Below are 16,835 nucleotides of genomic sequence, written 5' to 3'. Positions count from 1 at the left end.
AAAAAGTAAATAAATAGAGAGGAGAAGATTTTAATGTCAGCTAGCGTACTAGTTTCCTTGATGGTGGTCATCATTGCTTTCGTGCTGTTTTTCTTTCTCAGTTTCCGTGGCGTCAACCTGTTTCTGACCGTCTTTGCCTGCACTGTGCTGGTGTGCCTGTGCACCCCGGACGGCCTGACCTCCATCTTCACCACGTTCCTGCCCTCCATGGGCAACATGTTTCAGCAGTTCTTCCTGCTCTACACCATCGGCGGCGCGTTCGGCTTCTGTCTGATGGAGAGTGGCCTGGGCGATGCCATGGCCACCCACATGATCAAAATCTTCGGTGAGAAGTGGATCGCCGTGGCCCTATTCGTCATCACCTGCCTGATGATGGCCGCCGGCGTGGCCTCCTACCAGTACGCTGTCCTGGCCATCTCCCTGCCCGTACTGAAAAAGCTGAATATGTCCCGGAAGGTGGCCCTGGCGGCCATGTCCGCCGGCGCCGGCTCTGTGGCCTACGGTACCCTCATTGGCATGCCAAACGCCCTGAACATCGCCCCAACCACCTACCTGGGCACCACCACCATGGCCGGTCCCGTCATCAGCCTGGTGTGTACCGCCTTTTCCGTGGCGTTCATCGTGGGCTACCTGATTCTCCTGAGCAAGCGCCTGAAGGCCAGGGGGGAGGGCTTTGTGACCTACGAGGACGACCCTAAAAACGATAAGGACGAGGCATCCCTGCCCCCCGCCTGGAAGGGATACCTCTGCGTGGCGGCCATCATCGGCCTGAGCCTGCTGTTCCAGTGGTTCGGCATCACCGCCATCCAGGCCACGACCTACGCTCAGGTGCTCTCCATCGCCCTGCTTTTCCTGCTGGTGGGCCGCAAGGGGCTGGCCCATCCCTTCCAGACCTGCGTGCGCGGCATTCAGGGCTCCCTGATCCCCGTCGTCTTTATTTCCATCGTGGTGGGCTACGGCACCGCCGTGCAGGCCACCCCGGTGTTCGGCTGGCTCGTGGAGCAGGTGCTCTCCTTGGATATGAACCCCTACCTGCTCACCTTTGTGGCGGTCAACCTGCTGGCCGGTATGACGGCCAACGGCACCGGCGGCGTGACCCTGTTTATGGAGAATTTCGGCGCCACGATTCTTGGCAACCCCGCCATCAATGTGGGAGCTCTGCACCGCATCGCCGCCATCTCCGGCGCGGGCTTCGACTCCCTGCCCCACAACGGGGCCATTGCCTTCCAGCTATCCGTGTTCAAGCTCTCCTATAAGGACGGCTACTTCCAGCAGTTCATGATGAGCGTGCTGGTCAACCTGCTGGCGGGGCTGCTGGCTGTGCTTATGGCAGTCGTGCTTTTCTGAAAGTGAAAAATCAATCCAATCCGTATATCAAATGAAATTTGGAGGTATGCCTTATGGGAAAACCTATGGCTGATTATGTCAAGCTCCCCGAGCTGGAGGAGTACAAGGAGTGGTTCAAGGACTTCGCGGATCTGTACCGGGAGGACGGCATCCTTCAGGTGACCTGGAAGACCCTGGACGGTCCCATGCACCACAGCGGCATGTCCCACCGTGCCATCAGCCAACTGGTCCGCGTGCTGAGCCTGGACTACAAGAACGAGATCATCATCTTCACCCACATCGGCGACCACTGGATGACCGAGTCCGACCCCAACGGCTGGGAGACTTACTCCGAGCTGCCCACCCAGCGGTTCCAGCACCAGTATTTTGACGACACCAACCTCATCAAGAACATGGTGTTCGACCTGGACGTGCCCACCATCGGCGCCATCCCCGGCTCCGGCTTCCACTGGGACTCCGCCATGCTCAGCGACATCACTATCTGCTCCGAGGATACCTGGATGGAGGTGCCCCACGCCCACGGCGGCCTGGTGCCCGGCGACGGCATGGGCCTGATGGCCCAGCACTACTTCGGCACCAAGCGGGGCAACTACTACATGATGACCGCCCGCCAGTGGACCGCCCAGCAGATGCTGGACTGGGGCATGGTCAGCGAGGTGTTACCCAAGGATCAGGTCATGGCCCGCGCCTGGGAGATCGCCCGCATGTGGAAGACGATGCCCTATGAGAACCGCACCATCATGTCCAACCTGGCCAAGCGGCCGCTGAAGAAGCTGCTGGTGGAGGATCTGAAGCTGCACACCGTCTCCGAGCAGTACGGCTCCCTGCTGCGCATCGCCGCCGGTGACATGGGCGACCGCAATGCCGCACAGCAGGATGAGAAGTACATCAGCCAGACCAACGACTGGCGCTACACCTTCCCCCACATGCAGCAGGCACCCACCCGTGAGAGCTGGGCCGCCTTCCGCACCGAGCCCATCGAGTGGTTCAAGAAGGTGGAGGCCGGCGAGGCGGTCAACCCCTGCGACCCCACCCGCCCCGTGAAGCCCTACCGCCCCGATGGCGAGTAAGGCACTGTATGGAATCAGGAGGTAGTTACCATGGGAAAACCAATGGCGGATTACGTCAAGCTGCCCGAGTTTGACGAGTACAAGGAGTGGTTCAGGGACTTCGCCGACCTCAAGCGGGAAGACGGCATCGTGCAGGTGACCTGGAAGACCCTGGACGGCCCCATGCACCACAGCGGCATGTCCCACCGGGCCATGAGCCAGCTCACCCGCTGGCTGAGCCTGGACTTTAAAAACGAGATCATCATCTACACCCACATCGGCGACAACTGGATGATCGAGTCCGACGCCAACGGCTGGGAGACCTACTCCGAGCTGCCCACCCAGCGGTTCCAGCACCAGTATTTCGATGACACCAACCTCATCAAGAACATGGTGTTTGACCTGGATGTGCCCACCATCGGCGCCATCCCCGGCCCCGGCTTCCACTGGGATTCCGCCATGCTGTGCGACATTACCCTGTGCTCCGAGGACACCAAGATGGAGGTGCCCCACGCTCAGGGGGGGCTGGTGCCCGGCGACGGTATGGGCCTGATGTGCCAGCACTACTTCGGCACCAAGCGGGGCAACTACTACATGATGACCTCCCGCCAGTTCACCGCCCGGCAGATGCTGGAGTGGGGCATGGTCAACGAGGTGCTGCCCAAGGGCAAGGTGCTGGAGCGGGCCTGGGAGATCGCCCGCATGTGGAAGACCATGCCCTACGAGAACCGCACCATCATGTCCAACCTGGCCAAGCGGCCGCTGAAGAAGCTGCTGGTGGAGGATCTGAAGCTGCACACCGTCAGCGAGCAGTACGGCTCCCTGCTGCGCATCGCCGCCGGGGATCTGGGCGACGAGCACTCCGCCCAGCAGGACGAGAAGTACATCAGCCGCGTCAACGACTGGCGCTACGCCACCCGCGACATGGAGGAGCCCCAGACCGCCGAATCCTGGCGCACCATGCCCCTCAAGGCCGCCGAGTGGTGGAAGAAGGTGGAGGCCGGGGAGATCGAGAACCCCTATGTCTTCGAGCACAGCAACGAGCCGGAGGACTACGAGTTTTAATTTTACAAGCGCGGAAGAAGGGGCGGCCGGTACGTCCCTTCTTCCTGTGCATTGCTTATAAAGGAGTGTCACAGCTATGGCAAAGACCATCATCACCGCCGCGCTGACCGGCGCGGTCACCCCCGCGGGCTACAAGATCCCCGAGACGCCCCAGCAGATCGCCGACGAGGCCTACGACGCCTGGAAGCTGGGCGCCGCCGTAGTGCACCTGCATATGCGGGCCGACGACGGCCTGGGCGCCATGGACAAGGAGAAGTTCCGCGAGACCATCCGCCTCATCCGCAGCCACAAGGACTGCGACGTGATCATCAACTGCACCTCCTCCGGCGCCTCCCCGGAGCACCCCGCCACCGACGACGAGCGCATGGCCCACCACAGGGAGCTGCCCGGCATCGAGATGGGCTCCTACGACGCGGGCTCCTTCAACTGGATGCCCGGCGGCGTGTTCGTCAACTCCCCCCAGTTCCTCGAGAAGCTGGGCGATCTTTACATGGAGAAGGGCATCAAGCCGGAGCTGGAGATCTTTGACGCTGGCATGCTGGGCGTGGCCAGCTACTTCGTGAAGAAGGGCCACCTGTCCACCCCCTGCCACTACCAGTTCTGCCTGGGCGTGCTGGGCGGCATGCCCGCCACGGTGGAGAACCTGCTCTACCTGGTGCAGCACATCCCCGCCGGTTCCACCTGGTCGGCCTTCGGCGTGGGCAAGGGCCACCTGCCCATCCTGTTCGCCTCCCTGGCCCTGGGCGGCCACATCCGCGTGGGCATGGAGGACAACGTGGTGTATGAGGTGAAGGAGAACGGCGAGAAGGTCATGGCCACCAACCACATGCTGGTGGAGCGGGCCGTCAACGCCGTCAAGGCCTTCGGCAATACCCCCGCCACCCCCCCCCCCCCCCCCCGCTTTGTTTTCCACACATTTCAGGCAGACGGGGGAAAACCCGCGCATAGAGTAGGTGGAAAGGGGGCATGGAAGGATGGAACATGCGCTGCGGGTGGCGGCCTACTGCCGGGTATCCACGGACAAGGAGGATCAGCTTCACTCCCTGGCCGCCCAGCAGGCCTACTTTGAGGGGTACATCGCCCGGCACGGCTGGCGCTGCGCGGGCATTTTCGCCGACGAGGGCCTGTCAGGCACCACCCTCCGCCGGCCCAGATTCGCCGAGCTGCTCCGGCTGGCCCGGTCGGGGGCGGTGGATCTGATTCTCACCAAGGAGGTGTCCCGCTTCGCCCGCAACACGGTGGACGCCCTCCAGGTGACCCGGCGGCTGAGGGAACAGGGGGTGGGGGTAATTTTCCTCAGCGACGGCATTGACACCCGGGACAACGACGGGGAGTTCCGCCTTACCATCATGGCCAGCGTGGCCCAGGAGGAGAGCCGTAAGATCTCCGAGCGCACCCGCTGGGGGCAGCTCCAGGCCATGCGGCGGGGGGTGGCCTTCGGCAACGACACGGTGTACGGCTATGCGCTGCGGGGCGGGGCGCTCACCATCCGGCCGGAACAGGCGGAGGTGGTGCGGGAGGTGTACCGCAAGTGTCTGGAGGAGGGTAAAGGGGCCCACACCATTGCCCGGGAGCTCACCGAGGCGGGGGTGGCCCCGCCCCTCCGGGCGGACGGGGCGTGGTCGGCCGCCATGATACTGCGGCTGCTCCACAACGAGAAGTATTGCGGCGACCTGCTCCAGAAAAAGTACCGCACCGTGGACCATCTGACCCACCGGAAGGTGGTCAACCGCGGGGCGGAGGAGCAGTTCCGCCTGGAAAACCACCACCCGGCCATTGTCAGCCGGGCCCAGTTTGCCGCCGTCCAGGCCGAGCTGGCCCGGCGCGCGGGGTTGGCGGGGGAGAGGAGCCGCTTTTCCGCCCGCTACTGGTATTCCGGCAAGCTGGTGTGTGGGGCGTGCGGCGGGCGCCTCACCGCCAAGCGCACCCGGCGTCCCGATGGGCGGGAGTACCTGCGCTTCGTTTGCCGGGGACGGGGAACGGGATGCGCCATGAGGGCGGTACCGGGAGACGTGCTGACCGCCTGTGTCCGCCACGTGCTGGGCGAGGTGGGACTGCCTCTGGGGGCGATGGCTGCGGAGGTACTGGCGTCGGCCCGGCCGGCGGGGGCGGAGTGCGGGGCGGCGGCTCTGCGGCAGGCCCTCCGCCGTCAGGAGGCCCGCCGGGCCAGGGCACTGGACGCCTTTCTGGACGGGACCCTCAGCCGGGAAGAGCTGGCGGCGCTCACTGCCCGGAGCGAGGCGGAGCGGTCCCGGCTGGCCCGGCGGCTGGCCGACCTGGAAATGGCGGGGGCGGAACGGCCGGAGCGCCGCGCCGCCCTGCTGGACTGGCTGGCGGGAGAGCTGGCCGGGGGCGAGGCGGTGTTGGACGCGGCGGTAAAGCGGGTCACGGTCCAGGCCGACGCCCTGCTGGTTGAGCTGGAGGAGCTGCCCCTGTGCTTCCGTGTCCGGGCGCAGGCCGGCGGGCGGGGGGCGGCGCGGCGGGTTGAGGTGACCGAGTGTACCCCCCTCCCGCGCTGAACAGCGGTGTCCTTTCGGAAAGGCGGTGCCCACCGCAGAGGGGGCCATCCAGCTGGCTATGGAGGAGCTGCCCATTACCCTCCACGGCGCCCGGGTTCTGGTGATCGGCTACGGCCGTCTGGGCCGGGTGCTGGCCGACCGGCTGGCGGGCCTGAAGGCCAGGGTCAGCGTGGCGGCCCGCCGGTATGCCGACCTGGCCTGGGCAGAGAACTGCGGCTACGGCGTGGAGCACACCGGGCAGTTGGAGGGCTGGCTTTGCGGCTATGATCTGGTGGTCAATACCGTCCCTGTCCGCGTTCTGCGGGAGGCGGAGCTGGCAGATCTGAAGCCGGGCTGCCTGGTCATTGACCTGGCCTCCAAGCCTGGAGGGGTAGACTTCGACGCGGCGGCCCGGCTGGGGGTCAAGGCCTTCTGGGCCCTGTCTCTGCCCGGCAAGGTGGCCCCGGTCACAGCGGGCAAGAGCATCAAGACAACCATCTATAACATCCTCACCGAATTAGGAGTGTGAACATGGAACATAGGAAGATTGGATTCGCCTTCTGCGGCTCCTTCTGTACGTACAGCCAGGCCATGGAGGTGCTGGAGCGGGTACAGTCCAGGTACGGCGACGTACTCCCCATCGTCTCGGAGGCCGGCGCCGCCACTGATACCCGCTTCGGGGCGGCCCACGACTTTATGCGGGAGATGGAGCGCATCTGCGGCCGGAGGGTGGTGGACAGCATCGCCAAGGCCGAGCCCATTGGGCCCAGGCATCTGCTGGATGTGCTGGTCATCTGTCCCTGCACGGGCAACACCCTGGCCAAGCTGGCAAACGGCGTCACGGACACCACGGTTACCATGGCGGCCAAGGCTCACCTGCGCAACGGGGGGCCGGTGGTGCTCTGCCCTGCCACCAACGACGGTCTGGCGGCCTCGGCCAGGAATATCGGCGTACTGCTGGACAAGAAAAACGTCTATTTCGTCCCCTTCCGGCAGGACGATCCCGCCAAGAAGCCCACCTCCCTGGTGGCCGACTTTTCCCTGGTCCCAGCCGCTATCGACGCGGCGCTGGAGGGCCGCCAGCTCCAGCCCGTGCTGCTTGGACCGCAGGAGGCGGATTAAAAAACACACCGCCCCCGGCGTAGCCGGGGGCGGTGTGTTTTTGTGATTGTTTACAGGGTTTTGGCAAAATCCATGGGGATATAGGTGAAGCCGTCCCGCACATAGCAGTAGTGGGTCAGCTCAATGGTTTCACCAGTGCCGGTGACACATTCATAGCTCTCAGGGGTAAAGGTATAGGTGACATCGCCCTTGGCGATGGTGGTGGAACCGTCGGCCTTGTTCCAGGTGACGGTGTAGCCGCGGCTCTCGGCCACCTGGCGCAGGGGAACGTCGGAGAGGAAGGTGGTGGGTGTCTTGCTGGAGGACAGACCTGTGTTGTGCATCATGGTGGTCAGCAGCTTGGCGTACAGGTTATCCGCCAGAAGCATCTCCCGCTCCGCCATATCAATGCCGAGCTGGGTTACATAGGCGTCGCCTGCGGCGCGGCTCTCGGAGTACTTGGCCAGCATGGCGGGGGCGGCATCCAGCATCTCCTGGTACATCAGCTCCTCCTGGAGCTTCCAGAAGTCCTTTACACCCTGGCTATACAGGGAGCGGTTCTGTTCAGCAATGGTGCAGATGCTCTTGAACTTCCAGAAGGCGCCGTCGGGGTTGTAGGTGTCGCCGTCCAGATGATAGGCCGGGGCGGTGTCGGTAATGCCGGAGAAGAAGGGAATGAACACGGAGTGCTCCGTGTTGCCCAGGGCCAGCCAGTCGATGGAGGAGCACTCCGCGGGCCAGTCGGGGAAGGTCTGGAGGATATGGATCTGGGAGGAACGCTCGGTGCCGATGACGCGGTTCTCCTCATTGCCGGGCAGGGTCACGTCCAGGGGAGTGCCCTCGTACCGGTTGCGGTAGATATCCATGACGGTCAGAACGCTGACCTTCTCGTCGGGGGAGTAGAACAGAGGATAGAATTCATCGGAGTCGTACTCGCCCGCCAGGGAGGGGGCCAGGATGGTCATGCCGGCCCAGTTGCGCATGTTGTTGTAGTCCTCGCGGGTGTTGTTGGTCACCGATTTGGCCAGGTGGTACAGCTCGCCCTCCTTGACGGCCAGGCCCAGCTTGTCGATGGTGTCGAACAGACCGTCAGAGTAGATGTAGCCGTCCTCGGGAGTGGCCTTGGGGTCCACCAGCCCGATCATGTTGTGGTTGCCGAACACGGCCACCTTGTCGTCGGGCATCTTCATGGCGCAGTACTGGTGCCCGCCGTAGATCTCCACGATCCAGGCCTCGTCCTGGTCGGTGATCATGACGGTGTTGCCCTCTTCGGAGCCGTACTCGTCCACATAGCCCAGCAGCACATCCACGGCCTCCCGGGCGGTGGTGGAGACGGCGGCTACCGAGGCGGCCAGAATGGCCTCACGCAGGCCGGGCTCCACAAAGGGATCCTCAGCCTCCCAGGCCTCGCAGGTGGAGGTGGAAACGGTGGCGGTGATGCTCACACCGTACTCATTGGTGCAGGAACCGGGGTACATGCCGTCGTCGCCCCGGGTGTAGTCGGGGACATAGGTGTACTTATAGGTGGTGGCGGGCAGGGGGATCTGGAACCCGGTGGCGGTATCGGTGATGAAGCGGCCGGGCACATTTTCCACCCGGGGCTGTACCTGAAACATTTTGTTGTAGTCGCCCTGGCCCTGGTCCTCGCTGCGTGCAATGAGATAGGTCCCCTGGTCGCTGACATCCTTGCCTACGTACACGCCGGTACACGCCAGAGCGCTGGTGCTGAGGAGCATCGCGCCCGCCAGTGTGACGGATAAGACGCGAAGGGATTTTTTCATGTTTGATTACCTCACCTTTTTTTGAATTCAGCCGGCCTCGGCTTGGGACAGGTCCATGAGCCCCCCTTCTGCAAGAAAGCGTGCAGATTTTAATATGGGAAATGCTGTATCTACATTTTTGCACAATATAGACAAAATGTCAAGGAGAATCATTGGGCGATTTTACGGCTGTATGTGTGGAAAAGGAGAAAGATCAACTGCAAATAGCCAGGAGGGACAGCGGATTTTAGCAGAAGTATAGAGAGCGTATGGTACGGTTTTTATGGGATCAACAAAAAAGCTGCGCCCCCATGGGGGCGCAGCTTTGGGACTCAGAAGCGGCTGATCTGCGCGGCGTCCATCCGCTCCAAAATGGCGGCGGCCAGCCGAGCGGCGTTCTCCACGTCGCTGTGGGCGGCGATGCCGTAGTGGGTATGGATGTAACGCACAGGGATGCCGATGACGATGACGGGCACGCCCTGGTTGGACAGATGGATGGGCGCGCCGTTGGTAGAGCCGCCGGTGCGCACGCTCTCCTGCACGGGGATGCCCAGCTCCTCCGCCAGATCCAGGGCATAGCGCTGGAAGCGGGGGTTGGTGATCATGCGGGCGTCGATGTGGCGCAGCATGGGCCCCTTGTGGATGGCGGTCTGTATCATATAGGGTTCGGCCACGGTGTCGTCGGCGGGGCAGCCTTCAAAGACGATGGCCAGGTCGGGTTTCACGGTGTTGGCGGTGACAGTGGCGCCGCGGGTCCCCATCTCCTCCTGGACGGCGAACGCGCCGGTCACGTCCACATTCAGCGTCTTGTCCCGCAGATTGTCCAGGGTGCGCAGAATGGAGGCGCAGCCCAGGCGGCAGTCAAAGGCCTTGCCAATCATCAGATCGTGTTTCTCCTGGTACTCGAAGGTCACGTCGGGCACCACCGGGGCGGCCATGCGCACGCGGAAGTCCCGCAGTACCTCCTCCCGGGAGGAGGCGCCGATGTCGATGCTCATGTCCTCTACGGCGGGCTGGGCCTTGCGCTCGGCCTCGCTCATAAAGTGGGGGGGCTTGCTGGCGGTGACGCCGGGGATATAGTCCCCGGCGGCCGTCTGAACCCAAACCCGGTGGGCGGGGATGTTGGAGGGAACCCAGCCGCCCAGGGTGGTGAAGCGCAGGGTGCCGTTGGGCTTGACGGCCTGCACCATGAAGGCCACCTCGTCGGTGTGGGCGTCCAGTTGAACCATGGGCCGTCCGCCCTGGTTCCCGCTGCGGGAGAGGTAGAGGTTGCGCAGGCTGTCCTCCCGGAAGGAGCCCAGCCCCTCGCCGTAGCGGCGCAGAACCGCGAGAACCTCGTCCTCAAAGCCGGGCGCGCCCTTGGCGTTGGAGAGGGCGGCGCACAGTTCCAGTGATTGCTTTTTATCCATTCGTGTCTATCCCCACATTCTAACCAATTAAAATTCGGTGCCGCAGGCCTTGGCGATGTCCACCTTCTTGAACTCCTCCATGAAGTCCACGATGTAGTCGGCGGTGGTCTGGAGCATCTTCCGGCCCCACTCCTCGGTGGCGGTCTCGGGGTGGTCGGGACCAATCCATCCGTTGTGGGTGACGGAGGGGGTCAGGCGGGGAATGTTGACGGTGACGCCCTTGTATTCAATGGAGGTGAAGCCGGTGGCCTTCAGGGTATCGGATACGTCGTGGAGCTTCATGGGGCCGGCCACCTCGCTCTGATCCACCAGGGAGGGGTCAATACCCAGGATGGCCGCCGTCTCTTCGCCGCCGCCGTGGCCGCCCTTCCAGGCCGGGTCCATGTCCCAGGCCATGAGCCACCAGTTCAGTTCAGCCAGGATACCGCCCTTGCGCTGGATGTCATAGCCCACCCGGTCGATGGACTTGATGTTGCCGCCGTGGCCATTGAGGATGACGAAGCGGCGGGCGCCGTGCTGGAACAGGCTGTCGCACACCCGGCCGAGCACCTGATAGAGCAGCTCGGTGCCCAGGTTGATGGTGCCGGGATAGTCGCACAGGCTCTCAGTGGCGCCGTAGGGGATGGTGGGGCAGATGAGCACGTCGCTCTTCTGCTCGATCTTGTCCAGCAGGAAGTCGGGGATGAGGGTGTCGGTGCCCAGGGGCATGTGGCGGCCGTGGCACTCGATGGAGCCGATGCCGATGAGGACGGTATCGTGAGCGCGGAAATATTCCTCTGCCTTGGGCCAGGTCAGGTTGGATAAACGCATGGTACTACCTCCTTGTATTTTGCGGAGCGCAGTCCGGTCGGGCTGGCTTCAGAGTGGATAGTGGCAGGCGCACAGGTGGCCGGGAGCGATCTCCTTTAACTCGGGGACTTCGCTGCGGCACTTGTCTGTGCAGTAGGGGCAGCGGGGGTGGAATTTGCAGCCGGTGGGGGTGTGGATGGGGCTGGGGGGTTCACCCTCGATGGCGTAGTCCCGCTGGCGGTTCAGGGGATCCAGCTTGGGGGCCGCCTTGGTCAGCACCTGGGTATAGGGGTGGGCGGGGTGCTGGAAGATGGCCTCGGTGGGACCCACCTCCACATTGCTGCCCAGGTACATCACCATCACCCGGTGGGTGATGTGGCGCACCACCCGCAGATCGTGGGAGATGAACAGCACCGTCAGCTCCAGCTCCCGCTGGAGCTGGGCAAGCAGATTGATGATCTGGGCCTGGATGGATACGTCCAGGGCGGACACGGGCTCGTCCGCCACAATAAAGGCGGGATTGAGGGAGAGGGCCCGGGCAATGCCGATGCGCTGGCGCTGGCCGCCGGAGAACTCGCCGGGAAAGCGCTCGGCGATGTCCATGGTCAGTCCGCTCATGGTGAGGAGCTGCTCCACCCGGGCGGGGAGCTCCTCGGCCGGCACCACCTTGTGTACCCGCAGCATCTCGGCGATGGTGTCATATACCGACATACGGGGGTTGAGGGAGGAGTAAGGGTCCTGGAAGATCATCTGCATCTGGGGGCGGAGCCTGCGGAGCGCATCGCCCTTCATGTGGGAGATGTCCGTGCCGTTGAGGAGGATGGTGCCGCTGGTGGGCTCATACAGCCGGAGAATGGTGCGGGCCAGGGTGGACTTGCCGCAGCCCGACTCGCCCACCAGACCCAGGTTTTCCCCCTTGAAGAGCTGGAAGGACACGTCGTTGACGGCCTTGAGGTAGCGTTTCTCCTTCCGCTGGAGCACGTCGCCGGCCGTCCGCTTCAGCGGAAACCATTTGCACAGGTGTTCCACCTCCAGCAGCAGGGGACGGGAATCAGCCATGGGGGGTGTCCTCCTTTCGTCCGGCGCCGTCCGGCACCTCGATCAGGCCCTGGAAGGACGCGGTCACGTCCAGGCGGTGACAGCGGGCCAGGTGGCCCGGCTCCACCTCGGTGAGCGCGGGCCGCTCCCTGCGGCAGAGGTCGCAGGCGTATTTGCACCGTGGGGAGAAGGGGCAGCCCTCCGGCAGGTGGGCCAGGTTGGGGGGCGAACCCTTGATGGCCTCCAGCGTGGTGCCGGCGGTCTCCTCGTTGGGCAGGGAGCCCATCAGGCCGTAGGTATAGGGGTGGCGGGGGCGGCTGAAGAGCGTAACCGTGTCAGTCATCTCCACGATCTGGCCGGCATACATGACGGCGACCCGGTCGCACATCTGGGCGATGACGCCCAGATCATGGGTCACCAGGATGATGCTCATACCCAGCTCCTGCTTGAGCTGGTTGAGCAGCTTCATGATCTGGTCCTGGATGGTTACATCCAGCGCGGTGGTGGGCTCGTCGGCCAGCAGCAGCTTGGGCCGGGCGCCCAGGGCGATGGCAATCATGGCGCGCTGGCGCATGCCGCCGGAGAACTGGTGGGGATACTCATCCAGACGGGTCTCGGGGGAGGGGATGCCCACCAGCTTGAGCAGTTCAATGGCCCGCCGGCGCTTCTCCTCCTTGGACAGCTTCTCCCCCTCAAAGGCCTCGTACATCTGGCTGCGGATGCGCAGCACCGGATTGAGGGCGGTCATGGGCTCCTGGAAGATCATGGAGATCTCCTTGCCCCGGATTTTTTGCAGCTCCCGCTGGCTCATTTTGGCGATGTCCGCCCCCTTGTAGCGGATTTCGCCGCCGGTGATCCGGCCGGGCTGCTTCAGCAGGCCCAGGATGGAGCGGAGGGTCTGGCTCTTGCCGCAGCCCGACTCGCCCACCAGGCCGAAGGTCTCCCCCTGGAAGACCTGGAAGGAGACGCCGTCCACGGCGCGGACAGTCTCCCGCTTGCTGGGGAAGGCTACGTGGAGATCACTGACTTCAAGTAGTTTTTCCATGCCGGGCTCACCGTCCTTTCGTGCGCAGGAAGTCGGTCAGGCCGTCCCCCAGCAGGGAGAAGCCGACGCCGCTGACGGCCAGGAACAGGCCGGGGAACAGGGTGGGCCACCAGGCGAAGGTGATGAAATTGCGGCCCTCGTTGAGAATGGAGCCCCACTCCGGTGTGGGGGGCGAGACACCCAGGCCCAGGAAGCTCATGGACGCGCCCGTGAGCATGCACATGACCACGTCGGAGGCGGCGAAGACCACCGCCGAGCTGATGACGTTGGGCAGCAGGTGGCGGAACAGAATCCGGGCGTCGGAGAAGCCGGCCACCCGCGCGGCCTGGATGAACTCAGAGTCCTTGAGCACCAGCACCTCGCTGCGCACCAGCTTGGCGTAGCTCATCCACCCCACCAGCCACAGGGCGATGAACAGGTTGATCAGTCCCTGGCCCAGGATGGCCATGATGGTGATGACCAGGATGGTGAAGGGGAAGGCCATCATGATATCGGTGATGCGCATGAGCAGGCTGTCCAGGAAGCCGCCGTAGTAGCCGGCCAGCAGTCCGATCATGCCGCCCACCAGAAAGGGAATCACCACGCCCAGCACGCCGATGAGCAGATCGATGCGGGTACCCCAGATGACGCGGGAGAAGATGTCGCGACCGTAGAAGTCCGTACCGAACCAGTGGGCCGCACTGGGGGCCTGGTTGGACACGGTGACGTCGGTGGCGATGGGATCGTAGGGGGCGATGAACTGGGGGAACAGGGCCATGAGGATGACCACCAGCACAATCAGCAGGCCGATCACGAAAGAGGGCTTGGCCAGCCACGCCGGCATGGAGCGCTTCTGCTCCAGCGGACTGACGCCGTGATAACGTTTCATTCGTACACCCCTTTCTATAGATTGACCCGGGGATCCAGGAAGGAATAGAGGATATCGGTGATCAGATTGATGACCAGCACCAGCACTGCAAAGAGCAGCACCACATACTGCACCACCGCATAGTCCCGGCCGAAGATGGCGTCGCTGGCCAGCTTGCCGATGCCGGGCACGGAGAACACCGTCTCGATGATGACCGAGCCGCCCAGCATGGCCGCCATGCGCATGCTCAGAAGGGTGACGGTGGAGATCATGGCGTTGCGCATCACATGACGGGTGCGCACCTCGCCGCTGGTGATGCCCTTGCTGCGGGCAAAGTCCACATAATCCATGCGGGTGATGTCCACCACCGAGTTGCGGGTGTTGCGCAGCAGCAGGGCGGAGGTCATGAGGGACTGGGTGACGGCGGGCAGGATCAGGCAGCGGAACTGTCCCAGAAGGGTGTCCGACCAGCCGCCGGCCGGCAGCCATTTCAGCTTCAGGGCAAAGACGATCATCAGCAGCAGGCCCACCCAGAAGGAGGGCATGGAGATGGCCACCAGGGAGGTGGTGCGCACCACCTGGTCGCCCAGACGGTCCTTGTGGACGCCGGCAAAATAGCCCAGGGGCAGGCTGATGACCAGAGAGATCACCGTGCTCATCAGGGTCAGCGCCAGGGTCACCGGAAAGCGGGAGGCCAGAAGCTCGGACACCGGCATCTGGTAGGTGAAGGAGTTGCCGAAGTCCAGAGTGAAAATCTGCTTCAAGAACAGGAGGTACTGGGTGAGCAGGGGCTCATTCAGGCCCAGCTTCTCCGTCAGGGCGGCCACAGCCTCCTCTGTGGCCTTCTCGCCCAGAATCAGGCGGGCTGGCTCACCGGGGATGAAGCGGATGATGGAAAACACCAGGATGGTGACCACAAACAGAACCGGAATCATCTGAAGGATCCGTTTGAGGATGTAGTTGAGTCGATTCAAGAAGTTACACCTGCCTCTGTCAGTTCGTGGGACCGCGCGTCCCGTTCCCGGGGAACTGCGGAACGCCTTGTCCACGGGGAAGCCGCGCCTTCCCCATGGACAGAGCGTCCCGCAAAAAGAGCCGGGGGATGGAGCCGTATGCTCCACCCCCCGCGGCTGGGGCCCCGCCGTCCGGGCGAACGGGAGGACGCGGCTCAGTTGGCCTTGGTCCAGTACATGGCCTGGTACACGTAGAAGGGGTTGACCTGCAGGCCGTCTACCTTGGCGGAGCGGGCGAAGGCGAAGTCATTCCGGTACAGGGGGATGACGTTGGCGTTGTCATACACCTGCTGCTGAATGTCGCGGTACATCTCCACGCGCTTGTCGTGGTCCATCTCCGTCTGGGCGGCCATGTAGAGGGCGTCCAGCTCCTCGTCGTTCAGGCCGGTGTAGAAGCACTGGGCCTGATCGTAGTCCACGGTCCAGCCCACCACGCCGGAGGGATCCTGGTAGTCGTCCACCCACTGGAGAATGGTGGCCTGGTGGCTCTGAGAGCTGTACTTGTCGGTCAGGGTGGCGGACTCCAGAAGCTCGATGTTGCAGGAGAAGCCGGCCTGGTCCACCTCGGACTTGATGAGGGTGGCAATCTGCTCATAGAAGGTGGAGCCGGTGCGGATGGACAGGGTAAACTCCACGGGCTCGGTGTAGCCGGCATCGGCCAGCATCTGCTTGGCGGTGTCGGGAGCGTACTCGGTCACCTGCAGATCGGTGTTGCACCAGTCGCCCTGGGTCTCGGAGACAATGGCGGCCACAGGGGTGCCGTACTCGCCGGCGATGGCGCTGGCCAGCTCGGACTTGTTCAGCGCGTAATACAGGGCCTGGCGCACCTTGACATCGTCAAAGGGAGGCTTCGTGGTGTTGACGGTCAGATAGTAGATCTGGGTGGAGGGGAAGATGTCCAGCGCCAGGGCCTCGTTGCTCTCCACGCCCTGGGCGAGAGAGAAGGGGAAGGTGGGGGCCACGTCGATCTGGCCGGACTGGAGCTGCATCAGGCGGGTGTTGTCGTCGGCGATCAGGACGTACTTGATCTCCTTGGTCTTGGGCATGCCCTCCACGCGGTAGTAGGGGTTGGCCTCCAGAGTCAGGCTGCTGCCCTGGGTCCAGTCCTTCAGCATGTAGGGGCCGGTGCCGACCGGGTTCTTCAGGTACTCCTCGTCGCTCATGCTCTCGGCATAGGACTGGTCGCCCAGCACCATGTTGAAGCAGCCCAGCTCGGCCAGAAAGGCGGCGTTGGGTTCGGTGAGGGTGATGACCACCTGCTCGTCGGTGGCCTCCACGGTGTCGATGGCCTCGGCGATATAGCGGTAGTTGGAGGTTTCGTAGTCGCGGGCGCGGTAGAAGGACCAGACCCAGTCGCTGGGCTCCACATCCTCGCCGTTGGAGAACTTGACGCCCTGCACCAGATTGAAGGTATAGGTCAGGCCGTCGTCGCTGATGGTCCAGTCGGTGGCCAGGACGGGCTCGATGGAGCCGTCGTCGCCGGTGCGGACCAGGCCCTCGAAAATCTGCTGGGACACCTGAACCTCGGCAGGGCCCATACCGGGGGCATTGGGCTCAATGTACTTGGGCTCGGCGGTAATGCCGACCACGATCTGGTCGGCGTAGGATGTCGGCTCTGCGGTGGTGCCGGGGGTAGGGGACGCGGTGCCGGTGGCGTCCCCATTTCCGCTGCCGCCAGAGCAGGCGGCCAGGCCCAGGCCCATCACCGCGGCAAGAGACAGGGCCGTCAGTTTCCGTGCGGTAGGATTCATGCATACTCCTCCTTACTAATGTTTTCTACTACAGCGTTTACTGTAGTAAGATAAACTAAATTATAGCAAATGCTTTTGTCAATTGCAACTGTTTTTCGCGACGGATCGCCAGGCAAATTGATA

At 63.5% G+C, this 16,835-nt stretch carries 15 protein-coding genes; 7 read left to right on the top strand and 8 right to left on the bottom strand.

Annotated elements, in window-relative coordinates; all coding sequences use genetic code 11:
- Positions 1-33: 33 nt before the first annotated feature.
- From ACESY8_RS08165 to ACESY8_RS08135, 7 genes are all read left to right on the top strand, one after another.
- Positions 34-1,347 (top strand): GntP family permease, encoded by a 1,314-nt coding sequence (locus ACESY8_RS08165; protein ID WP_131970451.1) that lies wholly within the window; start codon positions 34-36, stop codon positions 1,345-1,347.
- Between the two features lie 53 nt (positions 1,348-1,400).
- Positions 1,401-2,417: an enoyl-CoA hydratase/isomerase family protein gene (locus ACESY8_RS08160; RefSeq protein ID WP_054338649.1), complete on the top strand. Its 1,017-nt coding sequence runs from the start codon at positions 1,401-1,403 to the stop codon at positions 2,415-2,417.
- 30 nt (positions 2,418-2,447) lie between these two features.
- The gene (locus ACESY8_RS08155; protein ID WP_009258377.1) at positions 2,448-3,461 is read left to right on the top strand and encodes an enoyl-CoA hydratase/isomerase family protein; all 1,014 of its coding nucleotides are present in this window, start codon (positions 2,448-2,450) and stop codon (positions 3,459-3,461) included.
- Positions 3,462-3,537: 76 nt separating this feature from the next.
- Positions 3,538-4,530 carry a beta-keto acid cleavage family enzyme gene (locus ACESY8_RS08150; RefSeq protein ID WP_498794695.1) on the top strand — a complete coding sequence of 331 codons (993 nt, stop codon included), beginning with the start codon at positions 3,538-3,540 and terminating at the stop codon, positions 4,528-4,530.
- A complete protein-coding gene (locus ACESY8_RS08145; protein WP_007494006.1) occupies positions 4,436-5,980 on the top strand; it encodes a recombinase family protein in 1,545 nt (514 codons plus the stop codon). Before ACESY8_RS08150 ends, ACESY8_RS08145 begins: the two co-directional genes overlap by 95 nt.
- 25 nt (positions 5,981-6,005) lie before the next feature.
- Positions 6,006-6,488, top strand: a complete 483-nt coding sequence (locus tag ACESY8_RS08140) for an NAD(P)-dependent oxidoreductase (protein WP_007494005.1) — start codon at positions 6,006-6,008, stop codon at positions 6,486-6,488.
- 2 nt (positions 6,489-6,490) lie between these two features.
- Positions 6,491-7,081: a dipicolinate synthase subunit B gene (locus ACESY8_RS08135; RefSeq protein WP_024724941.1), complete on the top strand. Its 591-nt coding sequence runs from the start codon at positions 6,491-6,493 to the stop codon at positions 7,079-7,081.
- Positions 7,082-7,131: 50 nt separating this feature from the next.
- On the opposite strand, the gene ACESY8_RS08130 is transcribed toward ACESY8_RS08135, so the two are convergent.
- The 8 genes from ACESY8_RS08130 to ACESY8_RS08095 all read right to left on the bottom strand — a co-directional run bounded on the left by ACESY8_RS08130 (position 7,132) and on the right by ACESY8_RS08095 (position 16,712).
- A complete protein-coding gene (locus tag ACESY8_RS08130) occupies positions 7,132-8,841 on the bottom strand; it encodes a C69 family dipeptidase (RefSeq protein WP_009258610.1) in 1,710 nt (569 codons plus the stop codon).
- Between the two features lie 311 nt (positions 8,842-9,152).
- Positions 9,153-10,229: a M42 family metallopeptidase gene (locus tag ACESY8_RS08125; protein ID WP_024724939.1), complete on the bottom strand. Its 1,077-nt coding sequence runs from the start codon at positions 10,227-10,229 to the stop codon at positions 9,153-9,155.
- A gap of 27 nt (positions 10,230-10,256) precedes the next feature.
- A complete protein-coding gene (locus ACESY8_RS08120) occupies positions 10,257-11,039 on the bottom strand; it encodes a creatininase family protein (protein WP_054338651.1) in 783 nt (260 codons plus the stop codon).
- Between the two features lie 48 nt (positions 11,040-11,087).
- Positions 11,088-12,077, bottom strand: coding sequence for an ABC transporter ATP-binding protein (locus tag ACESY8_RS08115; protein WP_009258613.1), 990 nt, complete (start codon positions 12,075-12,077; stop codon positions 11,088-11,090).
- Complete coding sequence (locus tag ACESY8_RS08110) at positions 12,070-13,101, bottom strand: ABC transporter ATP-binding protein (RefSeq protein ID WP_007493980.1); 1,032 nt, start codon at positions 13,099-13,101, stop codon at positions 12,070-12,072. Before ACESY8_RS08110 ends, ACESY8_RS08115 begins: the two co-directional genes overlap by 8 nt.
- Positions 13,102-13,108: 7 nt before the next feature.
- Complete coding sequence (locus ACESY8_RS08105; RefSeq protein ID WP_007493978.1) at positions 13,109-13,969, bottom strand: ABC transporter permease; 861 nt, start codon at positions 13,967-13,969, stop codon at positions 13,109-13,111.
- A gap of 14 nt (positions 13,970-13,983) precedes the next feature.
- Complete coding sequence (locus tag ACESY8_RS08100) at positions 13,984-14,922, bottom strand: ABC transporter permease (RefSeq protein ID WP_007493976.1); 939 nt, start codon at positions 14,920-14,922, stop codon at positions 13,984-13,986.
- A 194-nt stretch (positions 14,923-15,116) separates the two neighbouring features.
- On the bottom strand, positions 15,117-16,712 hold the full coding sequence (locus tag ACESY8_RS08095) for an ABC transporter substrate-binding protein (RefSeq protein WP_007493973.1): 1,596 nt from the start codon (positions 16,710-16,712) through the stop codon (positions 15,117-15,119).
- Between the last annotated feature and the right edge of the window lie 123 nt (positions 16,713-16,835).

The organism is Clostridium sp. ATCC BAA-442 (assembly GCF_964239415.1).
Classification (GTDB): domain Bacteria; phylum Bacillota; class Clostridia; order Oscillospirales; family Oscillospiraceae; genus Flavonifractor; species Flavonifractor plautii.
This window is presented reverse-complemented; position numbering and strand designations above follow the sequence as displayed.

Coding starts and splice junctions, on each gene's coding strand:
- ACESY8_RS08165 (WP_131970451.1), top strand. CDS start 34: ATGTCAGCTAGCGTACTAGTTTCCTTGATGGTGGTCATCATTGCTTTC.
- ACESY8_RS08160 (WP_054338649.1), top strand. CDS start 1,401: ATGGGAAAACCTATGGCTGATTATGTCAAGCTCCCCGAGCTGGAGGAG.
- ACESY8_RS08155 (WP_009258377.1), top strand. CDS start 2,448: ATGGGAAAACCAATGGCGGATTACGTCAAGCTGCCCGAGTTTGACGAG.
- ACESY8_RS08150 (WP_498794695.1), top strand. CDS start 3,538: ATGGCAAAGACCATCATCACCGCCGCGCTGACCGGCGCGGTCACCCCC.
- ACESY8_RS08145 (WP_007494006.1), top strand. CDS start 4,436: ATGGAACATGCGCTGCGGGTGGCGGCCTACTGCCGGGTATCCACGGAC.
- ACESY8_RS08135 (WP_024724941.1), top strand. CDS start 6,491: ATGGAACATAGGAAGATTGGATTCGCCTTCTGCGGCTCCTTCTGTACG.
- ACESY8_RS08130 (WP_009258610.1), bottom strand. CDS start 8,841: ATGAAAAAATCCCTTCGCGTCTTATCCGTCACACTGGCGGGCGCGATG.
- ACESY8_RS08125 (WP_024724939.1), bottom strand. CDS start 10,229: ATGGATAAAAAGCAATCACTGGAACTGTGCGCCGCCCTCTCCAACGCC.
- ACESY8_RS08120 (WP_054338651.1), bottom strand. CDS start 11,039: ATGCGTTTATCCAACCTGACCTGGCCCAAGGCAGAGGAATATTTCCGC.
- ACESY8_RS08115 (WP_009258613.1), bottom strand. CDS start 12,077: ATGGCTGATTCCCGTCCCCTGCTGCTGGAGGTGGAACACCTGTGCAAA.
- ACESY8_RS08110 (WP_007493980.1), bottom strand. CDS start 13,101: ATGGAAAAACTACTTGAAGTCAGTGATCTCCACGTAGCCTTCCCCAGC.
- ACESY8_RS08105 (WP_007493978.1), bottom strand. CDS start 13,969: ATGAAACGTTATCACGGCGTCAGTCCGCTGGAGCAGAAGCGCTCCATG.
- ACESY8_RS08095 (WP_007493973.1), bottom strand. CDS start 16,712: ATGAATCCTACCGCACGGAAACTGACGGCCCTGTCTCTTGCCGCGGTG.